Below are 8,228 nucleotides of genomic sequence, written 5' to 3' on the forward strand. Positions count from 1 at the left end.
TTCGCGTGATCGGCCTCGGAGGCTGCGCTTTTCGGTCCGGGGGCGATGTCGTGTGAGTCGGCTTGTGCCAGCGTGGTGATCCAGAGCGCGACGCGGGCAGGCCGCAGTTCCGCCTCGGCGTCGGTCCGTTCCCGATGCTGTGGTTCCTGCCGACTTTCGGATCGGCCTCACGGCAGTTCCCGCGAGCCCTTCATCCACGCTGCTCACCGTATCGACTCGCGCGTATCCATCGGGGGGGTTCGTCTGGTCCGTGGCAGTCTGGTGATTGAGGAGCTTGGTCGGCGATAAGCGGGGGTTTCGGGTGGTCAATACTCCTGGGGAGGTCCTCGACCCGGATTTCCACGGCTGCTGCGGCACCGTTGCGCATGCTCTGCGTCCAGATGACCTCATCTCCTTTGAGGACAACGCAGAGGCCTGATGGGCCTCGCTTGCTCAGCTTCACATCGCCGGTGAAAGTATGCTGTGCCCCCTCGGACATGACAGTGATCGAGCGCTGTGGTGGTGGCCCCGCGTGCTTGCGGGCCTCGGAGCGTCGTTGGATCGCCTCGACGACCAGGCGATGCGCGTCCTCCAGCGCATGCTTTTCGTACTCCGAGCGGAACCGTTTTTCCTTCTCGGCATGGATCAGAAGGTCTGCCTGAGCCTGCACCTGCTTGAGCAACTCTTCTTGCGCGATCGCCCCGCGCCTCAAGCCTTCTTCCTTCCGCAGCGCGTTGGCCCGCTCCAGCCTTTCCTGCTCACGCCTTCTTGTCTCTTCCAGGAGCCAGGCCGCCCGCTCACGTTGGCGCCGAGACTCCCTCACTCGCACCTGTTCTGGGGACAGGGGTGGTTGTGCGCGGGTGCTGAACTCTCGCAGCGCCCGCACGGCCAGTGGGTGCGCCTCGGCCGTCAGCGAGTAGTACTTGCGAGGCCGGCGCCCCTCCTGTGCTGCGTTGTCGATGTCTTCGAGCTGCCCGACGATCCAACCGGCCTCTTCCAGACGGCGCAGAATCGGATACAGCGTGCCGCTGGCCAGGCCGAGGCGCTGCAACAGATCGAAACCCCACTGCTGCTCGTGAGCGTTGACCACGAATTCGCGCAGTACGACCACAGTCCACAGCGTCATCCGGATGTCTTGCACCCTGCCCTACCTCCTGCTGGCACCGCCCAGCTCCACATTGCGAGACCAGCAACTGCAGTGCCGGGTCGCCTTGCAACACACTGACTTCCAGACGCAGCGAGCCAGCAGTCCCGGGCTTGACAGAAACAGCACTTCCGTGAGTCGGGAGCTGCCAAGAACCCGGCATTTTAGAACCTTTGTCCGCCAACTATATAGAATCTCTACATAGGTCTGACCAGGTATTTTCCAAAAATGGTGACGTGGATCACTTGACGGCCAGGGGGGTCGGGCAGAGACTAAAGCCGTGCCGGTCGTTTAGGCACGTGGTTCTCGAACCATTACCCCTCGATGTGACGCATGTCACTTGAGGAGCCTTGGCTGTGCAACCAGAAAGGCCCGAATCGCATTTGGTGCGGCTACACCTAGCGACCCGGGCCTCAAACCGAATGTGTTACTGACGAGCTGCGTTCAGCAGAGCGGCAATCACGTACAGACACATCGCGACCGACCTGGCCGAATCGGCTAGGTCGGTCCGGTTTGCAGAGTCGAGCACCAACGAGATGGCGTCGAACACCGCTCCGGTGGCATTGCATTGCTGCGCCGCCCGTCCAGTCCAATCAGGTCCGCCCCCCGAAGGGGAAGCGCCGTTCTGGACCGGGACCTCATCAGGGCACATCGTGAACCTCATTCACTCGGTGACCGTCCGACCGGCTGACCGGACGGCAGGTCCCCCCCGCGGGCGGGGGCCTTTCGAGCTCACGCGTTCAAGATGAGACGCCTTGATCTACGAGATCACCGTTAACCCTAAGCGCCAGAGCCCAAGACGAAGAATGTGATACGAGACACGTTCCGGATCGGGAATGCGGCGGGCGCGCACGGTGCTCGATGTAAACAGCTGGCAACCAGGGCATTTCGCCCAAACAAGCGACCGGTTATGCCGCCATCAACTCCCTAAACTACCCACTGGTAGGAATCGACACGCCCGATAACATACCGAGTCGCCGGTTTCGTGTCGACGGAAACCGCGCTCCCGCAACGGATCGCGGACTATCCGCGCTCTTGTTCCGACACCGCCCGGTGATGGACAGGGTGGCCTGGCCCGGCATGTCGCGTGTCTCGAGGTCAGTTGAGCGACCGCGGGCGCGCTGCAGTTCGTAGACGGTGGCCCGGTCCTCGTCGTCGGCGAGACCACGGACTTCACGGTCGGCCAGGCGCAGCTCGGCGACGGTGATCTCCCGGTCGATCGCCGTGCAGTCGGGCAGCTCGAAGAAACCCTCGGTGCAGGGCCAGGTCCATTTGTCGATCCCGGCCGGTGAAATGGTGTCGAGCACTTCGCATATCGGTTCCGGGTGCCGCCACCCCGACGCGTACAGCTCGGCCTCGGCGTCGGCCCAGTCCTGGTGCTACTCGGGGTCCAGTGCGCTTTCGGGTCGCCGCCCCAGGGTAGGTCGCGGTGTTCTGGGCCGTCGGTCATGTTGTCCACCAGAGCTTTCAGGGGCCGAGGATGGCGCGGATCTGATCGGCCGCGCGCCGGGCCGTGGGTGCGTCGAGTACCGCGATCGGAGTCTCTGCTTCGGCGAACCAGCTTGGTCCGACCGTGAAGGGTGCGCCGGTGAGCGCGACCCCGACCGGGCCGAGGTCGCAGATGATGGCGTCACCGGACAGCGGGTCAGAGACGACCTCGACGATGACGTACTGGTGACGGATTCGGTTGAAGTCGTCGGAGGACACGATCAGGCACAGCATGCCGCCGGGCAGCACTGGTCCCGACGGGGCGTTCCACACCTCGCCGAATCTGGGGCTGGCCATCAGCTGGCCCGCGAGCGGGCGATCAGGGCAGCGGTCAGCGCGTTCGACCGGTCGGGGGTGTACCCGGCGGCGTTGAGGGTCGCGCTGTCGGCGGCCAGGCGCCGGCGCATGTCGTCACGGTGCACCAGCGAGGCCAGGAACGCCGAGCGGTCCATACCTTCCTCGCTCGCGCGGCGGGCGAGGATCTCCAGGGTCTCGTCGTCGAAGCTCACCGACGTCTTACGTCCAGCCATACCGCCAACCATACCGCCGTGAGCGGTAGAGTTGGCGGCTTTTAGGTCACATGATGAGAGACGGCTGCATGCCCAAACGGCTCGCGGTGTAGGTCACGAGCCTGTTGAGTTCCTTGAGCAAGGGACCTGGTTCGGCGTGGCAGACGCCTTCGAGCGCAGGCGAGTTGCTGGTGGTGTGGGAGTAGCGACCACCGTCGCCGATCGGGTCGAGGTGGTAGAGCTCGCGGACGAACTCGACGATCTGTGTCTGCTCGGTACCGCCGGAGAACAGGTCGTCCCCGAGGCCCTGGAGGAGGTTGAGCAGCTTGTCGAGGTCGTGTCCGAAGACCGGGTGGGGAGCAGCGCCTTAAGTGCGAGCTCGGCCACCTGCCGGGTCATGAAGAACGCCGGCTGACCGAGCAGCTCCGGGCTCTTGATGAGAACCCCGCGGCGACGGCGAGGCCTCCTCGGTCGGATTCGGGAAGTTGGCGCGCGACAGGCACAAGAGCAGGTCGTCGCTCTCGTGTTCCTTCGTGCAGACGAAGGGGCTGGTGTAGGCCGTGCTCACGGCGTTGTTGGTCATGTTCGGCAAGCTACAGACGAGGGGTGCACGGGCCTTTGACCTCGGCCGATGGGGGTGGCCGAAGAAGAGGCTGCTCACCGTCGAATCTCGAAGCCTGGCCGCCTGGCCAGGAGCGAGCACCTTCTAGACGCAACGCCGACGCAAGGTCTACAGGCCGTCCCAGCTCGCCCAAACCACCCCGCAGCACCTCTTCCGACCCCTGCCAAAACCCCCAGGCCTTCGGCTACCGACCCAGAACGCTGAACCACCAGCGGGTAATAAGACCCAGCTTCGCCGTGGTCAGGCCCCAACCCTTGAGCACATACCCCAACAGCTGGACATTTCGTGTTACGATACGTAATACCGTCTTACAAACAAAAATCGGTATTACAGGGAGGTAACTTGAATGGCTACTGTCACGCTCCGGGTTGATGAAGAGACACGAGAAGAGCTCGAGGCACTGGCGCGGGTCAAGACCACGTCCGTCAGTGCACTGTTACGCAATCAGATCGCTCAGCTACTGGGCCGCGGCGTGGAAATGGATCGTGCTGATGTGCCGCACTCGCTGACGATGGCCGAGCGGTTGATCCTGTCCCAGCAAGCGAAGATCCTGGCAGCGCTGTACCCAGATAACGCTGCGGACCATCTGCGACAAGGTGAAGCCCTGGACGAGGGCTACGCCGGCGAGTACGACTCGGTGTTCGGCGCGATCAGGCCAGAGCTGAGCCGCACGGAGTGCCAGTTGCTCTGGGACATCCTGGATATGTTCCGCATCCTCGATGGGAGCATCGCCAATCTCAGCCGAGAGGACCGAAATGCGCTCGGTGAGGACCGTATCGACCAGTTGCGCTTCCAGGGGTTCGACCTCCAGGACGAGGTGGAGGCTCGCCTGCTGTCCTACACGCGATTCTTGGTCCGCACCGAGCGGTGGGAAGAAATCGCCCCTCGCCTCGCGGAGATCGGCGACGACGGTAACTCTCATCACCGCTGCCTACCCTTCTACCAGGGAAAGCTGGAGGTATTCCAACAGATTCGCACCGCCCGCCACCGGAAGCGCGGGTACGGACTCAGCGCCCTGTACTTCGACCTCGCTGAGCTCATCGAGGTCGCTGAGACAGAACTCCAGTAAGTCGCTGAGACAGAACTCCAGTAAGCAGTCCACCAGAATTTCCGTGGCAGGGGTCGCCGTAGCATTCGCGACCACTAGCCGGTGCGCTGTGCTGATACGGAAAAGGGTCCGGTACCCGAATCGGGGTACCGGACCCCAGAGGGTCAACCGAGGCGACCGTTGGCACGCCGCAGGCTGACGCGCCTGCTCTCCATCGGGGTGCGCTTCACCCGCACACAAGCTGCCGGATCTGGTTCAGGACTTCCTGAGCGTCCGAACCCGCTGTCCGCCGCAGGGTTTCGTCTCCATTTTCACTGGGGTGAAGGACCGCGGTGATGACCGCTTCGATCGGACTGCCGAGCCGGAACAGCCGCACCGCCTCGTGCTGGTAGGTCGGCAACTCCTCGGGCAGCGTGCCGATTCCGCGGCTCCTCAGCTGATCCTTGATCGCTCGACGGATGTGGACCCCGAGCTTGTCGGCGCCATGCACATCGCGCAGAACCCCCATCGTGGTCAACAGGACGCCACCGGCGTCATCGATGTCCGCACCGAACTCATCGAATGTTTCGTAGTACTCATTGGCCATAATTTCCTCCTATATGGATATCAGATCTGATCTCATATCAGTCTTTGGTTACGGGTCAAGTTTAACATTCGATCTATCTCAAAATCTACGCTAGATCGGAAGACTTTTTTCCCCAGCCTCCGGGGCGGAGAAGGCACCCTGCAGGGTTGCCCGATAGCTGTGGTTATCGGGCGACATCACTTAGAATCGGGTCGAGCGAGCTGGAACGGCGCCGGATCGACTACGAGCTCTACTTCGTAGACGAGTTCGGGCCGGTCTCCCGGCGTCGTGTTGCTGGCACTCATCTGAGACCTCAGCCTCCTTACTCTTGCGTGGTTCGGAGCGCCTGGCGGATAAGCCAAGCCGGCCCCACCCCCACTCCGTCGGTCACCGCCGAGGACGCGGCCCGCCTGCTTCAGGAAGTCGAGGCCGCCGGTCGTCGGCAACAGGGTCGGACGTTCGCCGCCGGCTTCGCTGGCACTTCCCTGGGCAAGCTTGTCGGAGAAGCGGGCAAGAAACTGCTCGACAAGCTCGGCTGGTTCGGCCTGTCCTAACCGCGCCGCGCCAGGTACGGTCGCCGCGATTTCCACCCAGCACAATCGGATACGACGAAGGCCTGCATCGCGTAGTGCAGGCCTTCGTCGTGTTCGGACCGGGTTGCCGGTGATCTTTAAGGTCGGCTTTCTCACCATCCCGGCGGAGTCAGCACCGGCTTCACCACGATGGCGACCGCGTAATAGATGGATCACGACCGGCTGTTCGATGAGTCGAGCCGCCACTGGTACAACACCGTCCTTACGAGGGCTTCGCCCCGCCAGAGGGATTGGGCTGCCTCCTGGCCGCGCATTGAGCCTGTGGTTGTCGGCGGTCAGACCCGACATGCACCGACTAGCCGGTACCTTCGTCCAGCCGCTCGATCGTGGGCAGCTGGTCAACGCGCATCGCAAACACCTGACCCGTACGCCAGCCGTCTTCGTTCACGAAGATCACCAACGAGTTCTCCTCACTGAAGCGGTGGGCCTCCACGGTGCTCTCGTCGCCGTAGCCCGCGTTGATCTTGAACTTGGCCATGCTCAATCCTCCTGCGCTCGCGGCAGAGCGGTTGATGAGCGAGACCCACGCCTAGGACCATGCGATCTTCCACAAGACCTTTATGTGACCAACGCCACACGACCCCTTGAACGGGTGCGAAACGGGTGCGAAACGGGTGCGAAAGGTCCGTGAAAGGGGCGCGAAACTCCTTGGTGGGCTTCGCGCTCCGAGCCCTGAATGTGGTGTCACAGGTGTTGTGTTGGAAGCCGCCTGTCTGCGCAGGCAGTAAACTCCCAGACGATGAACCGGCTCGGTCACCGCGGCAGGTTCGCCACCTTGTTCACCCGCTCGTCCGGACCTTGTGATCTGCAATGAGTGTGGTGGGCGGGGAGTTTCGATCACGCGCATCGAGACTGCCCGTCCATCGCAACGACGGACATCCACAGGTCCTCCGGGACCACGAGCGCGAAGGGTAGGCCCTTTATGGACCCTGCCAAGGTGCACAAGAAACGCGGTCGCAAGACCGCAGCGATCGTTTCCCGCAAGGGACTGGCCATCGTCCGTGAGGGCGTGGCTATCACCCGAGCGGGCGCGCGGAAACCTCTCAAGTATCTGCGCACGGTCCGCACGATCTACTGGGTCGCGCACGTCGCCGGATACGACGACGCCGCCAACTCGGTGGAGACCGTGCTGACGGCGATCGTTCGCTTTTCGGGAGAGATCCTGGCCTGTCTGATCAACTGACGGGATCAACCCCTGCATGAGGAGCCCCGCGTTTCGTCTCTGCCAAGACGGGGCCGGGGTTTCCTGCTTGTACGACCAGGGAAAGTTTGCGCGGGCATTGCCGGCAACTTCCCTGCTCAAGGCCCGATGATACGGTATTTCGGTTCCCTCGTGCCGCCCTCCGAGTCTTTTATGCGCCCTATAACAGACTTTTGGTCTGTTTTGGATGCGGCGCAACTGGTGACGGCCCAGATCATCCGGGCTCTGAGCGGGAGTCATACCTGATCCGCACCAGCCTCCAGGGGCGACACATCTCACCCCCTCCCACTGCCGGATCGGACCGCGTAGACAATCGAACATATGTACGAATCTATCCGGCCCTACCTCCGCGCCGAGCGCGGGACGGATGCCTCGCCGCAGTTCTGCCCCGGCGGACATCGGCTCGGACCTGGGCGGGTCGTCGTCGGCGCGATTCCTTGCCTGCGGATCGGCGGCTATCGCCGCACGCACCGCTGCCTCGCGTGCGGCGCGGTCATCTACAACCCGACTGCGAGCACTGACCCGGCGGAGCGATCCACCGCGCAGCCAGTTCTGGAAGTGCTCAGCCGGAATGCCTGGCTGCCTCGGTTCTACGTGCTTGGGCAAGCCGAGCATCAGGCTTGAGCCTGAATCACTTCAATTCGGGCGCGGTCAGCTACAACGCAACCCGCACATCGAGACCAGACACCGGCACACCGCACCGTCGTGGTGGTCTTCCCCTCCCCGCACACCGCCCCCCCGATCAGCCGCCGCGGCGGCTGCTACACGCCCCTGGACACCGAGGGATGAATCCCAGCACCGATGCTGGCCAAACCCGGACAGCCTCCCCAGCCGCCCGGCGGCTGGTACGCGGAAATGAAACGGGACGGCGTCCGCGCCATCGCGCACGCCACCCCGGCCCAGATCAGCCTGTGGAGCCGCAACCTGCGCGACATCACCGGCTCCTACCCCGAGATCATCACCGCGCTGGCCGAGATCACCGAGGGCCGCACCATGCGACGGCGACCTGTGCGCGCGCGCCCCCCCGCGCCGGGCCGGCCGCCGCCGCCGGGCGGGCCGGGCGGGGCACGCCCGCCAGC

11 protein-coding genes and 1 pseudogene are annotated in these 8,228 nt (G+C 63.7%); 6 read left to right on the forward strand and 6 right to left on the reverse strand.

Annotated features, from left to right (window positions below):
* Positions 1-190: 190 nt before the first annotated feature.
* The 4 genes from AB0F86_RS25820 to AB0F86_RS25835 all read right to left on the reverse strand — a co-directional run bounded on the left by AB0F86_RS25820 (position 191) and on the right by AB0F86_RS25835 (position 3,141).
* Complete coding sequence (locus AB0F86_RS25820; protein WP_356986079.1) at positions 191-1,120, reverse strand: PadR family transcriptional regulator; 930 nt, start codon at positions 1,118-1,120, stop codon at positions 191-193.
* 935 nt (positions 1,121-2,055) lie between these two features.
* The gene (locus tag AB0F86_RS25825; RefSeq protein ID WP_356986078.1) at positions 2,056-2,430 is read right to left on the reverse strand and encodes a hypothetical protein; all 375 of its coding nucleotides are present in this window, start codon (positions 2,428-2,430) and stop codon (positions 2,056-2,058) included.
* Positions 2,431-2,590: 160 nt separating this feature from the next.
* A complete protein-coding gene (locus AB0F86_RS25830) occupies positions 2,591-2,908 on the reverse strand; it encodes a hypothetical protein (protein WP_356986077.1) in 318 nt (105 codons plus the stop codon).
* The gene (locus AB0F86_RS25835) at positions 2,908-3,141 is read right to left on the reverse strand and encodes a hypothetical protein (RefSeq protein ID WP_356986076.1); all 234 of its coding nucleotides are present in this window, start codon (positions 3,139-3,141) and stop codon (positions 2,908-2,910) included. The genes AB0F86_RS25830 and AB0F86_RS25835 overlap by 1 nt, the downstream gene beginning before the upstream one ends.
* A gap of 175 nt (positions 3,142-3,316) precedes the next feature.
* Between AB0F86_RS25835 and AB0F86_RS25840 the strand changes: the two genes are divergently transcribed.
* Positions 3,317-3,535 carry a hypothetical protein gene (locus tag AB0F86_RS25840; RefSeq protein WP_356986075.1) on the forward strand — a complete coding sequence of 73 codons (219 nt, stop codon included), beginning with the start codon at positions 3,317-3,319 and terminating at the stop codon, positions 3,533-3,535.
* Positions 3,536-4,088: 553 nt separating this feature from the next.
* Positions 4,089-4,811 (forward strand): YfbU family protein, encoded by a 723-nt coding sequence (locus AB0F86_RS25845; RefSeq protein WP_356986074.1) that lies wholly within the window; start codon positions 4,089-4,091, stop codon positions 4,809-4,811.
* Between the two features lie 205 nt (positions 4,812-5,016).
* On the opposite strand, the gene AB0F86_RS25850 is transcribed toward AB0F86_RS25845, so the two are convergent.
* Entirely contained in the window at positions 5,017-5,376 is a 360-nt protein-coding gene (locus AB0F86_RS25850; RefSeq protein WP_356986073.1) for a hypothetical protein, read from the reverse strand.
* 311 nt (positions 5,377-5,687) lie between these two features.
* Here AB0F86_RS25850 and AB0F86_RS25855 point away from each other — a divergent pair, with 311 nt between their 5' ends.
* Positions 5,688-5,909, forward strand: coding sequence for a hypothetical protein (locus AB0F86_RS25855; RefSeq protein ID WP_356986072.1), 222 nt, complete (start codon positions 5,688-5,690; stop codon positions 5,907-5,909).
* Positions 5,910-6,243: 334 nt separating this feature from the next.
* On the opposite strand, the gene AB0F86_RS25860 is transcribed toward AB0F86_RS25855, so the two are convergent.
* Positions 6,244-6,426, reverse strand: coding sequence for a hypothetical protein (locus AB0F86_RS25860; RefSeq protein WP_356986071.1), 183 nt, complete (start codon positions 6,424-6,426; stop codon positions 6,244-6,246).
* Positions 6,427-6,870: 444 nt separating this feature from the next.
* Between AB0F86_RS25860 and AB0F86_RS25865 the strand changes: the two genes are divergently transcribed.
* From AB0F86_RS25865 to AB0F86_RS25875, 3 genes and pseudogenes are all read left to right on the forward strand, one after another.
* On the forward strand, positions 6,871-7,131 hold the full coding sequence (locus tag AB0F86_RS25865) for a hypothetical protein (RefSeq protein ID WP_357171726.1): 261 nt from the start codon (positions 6,871-6,873) through the stop codon (positions 7,129-7,131).
* 339 nt (positions 7,132-7,470) lie between these two features.
* A complete protein-coding gene (locus AB0F86_RS25870) occupies positions 7,471-7,773 on the forward strand; it encodes a hypothetical protein (RefSeq protein ID WP_356986069.1) in 303 nt (100 codons plus the stop codon).
* A 231-nt stretch (positions 7,774-8,004) separates the two neighbouring features.
* Positions 8,005-8,228: pseudogene (locus AB0F86_RS25875) on the forward strand (hypothetical protein); the annotation flags it as partial.

Source organism: Nocardia sp. NPDC023733 (assembly GCF_040639775.1).
Lineage (GTDB): Bacteria > Actinomycetota > Actinomycetes > Mycobacteriales > Mycobacteriaceae > Nocardia > Nocardia rosealba.

Excerpts from the sequence above, each read along its gene's own strand:
- AB0F86_RS25830 (WP_356986077.1), bottom strand. The coding sequence starts at position 2,908 with ATGGCCAGCCCCAGATTCGGCGAGGTGTGGAACGCCCCGTCGGGACCA.
- AB0F86_RS25835 (WP_356986076.1), bottom strand. The coding sequence starts at position 3,141 with ATGGCTGGACGTAAGACGTCGGTGAGCTTCGACGACGAGACCCTGGAG.
- AB0F86_RS25845 (WP_356986074.1), top strand. The coding sequence starts at position 4,089 with ATGGCTACTGTCACGCTCCGGGTTGATGAAGAGACACGAGAAGAGCTC.
- AB0F86_RS25850 (WP_356986073.1), bottom strand. The coding sequence starts at position 5,376 with ATGGCCAATGAGTACTACGAAACATTCGATGAGTTCGGTGCGGACATC.
- AB0F86_RS25860 (WP_356986071.1), bottom strand. The coding sequence starts at position 6,426 with ATGGCCAAGTTCAAGATCAACGCGGGCTACGGCGACGAGAGCACCGTG.
- AB0F86_RS25865 (WP_357171726.1), top strand. The coding sequence starts at position 6,871 with ATGGACCCTGCCAAGGTGCACAAGAAACGCGGTCGCAAGACCGCAGCG.
- AB0F86_RS25870 (WP_356986069.1), top strand. The coding sequence starts at position 7,471 with ATGTACGAATCTATCCGGCCCTACCTCCGCGCCGAGCGCGGGACGGAT.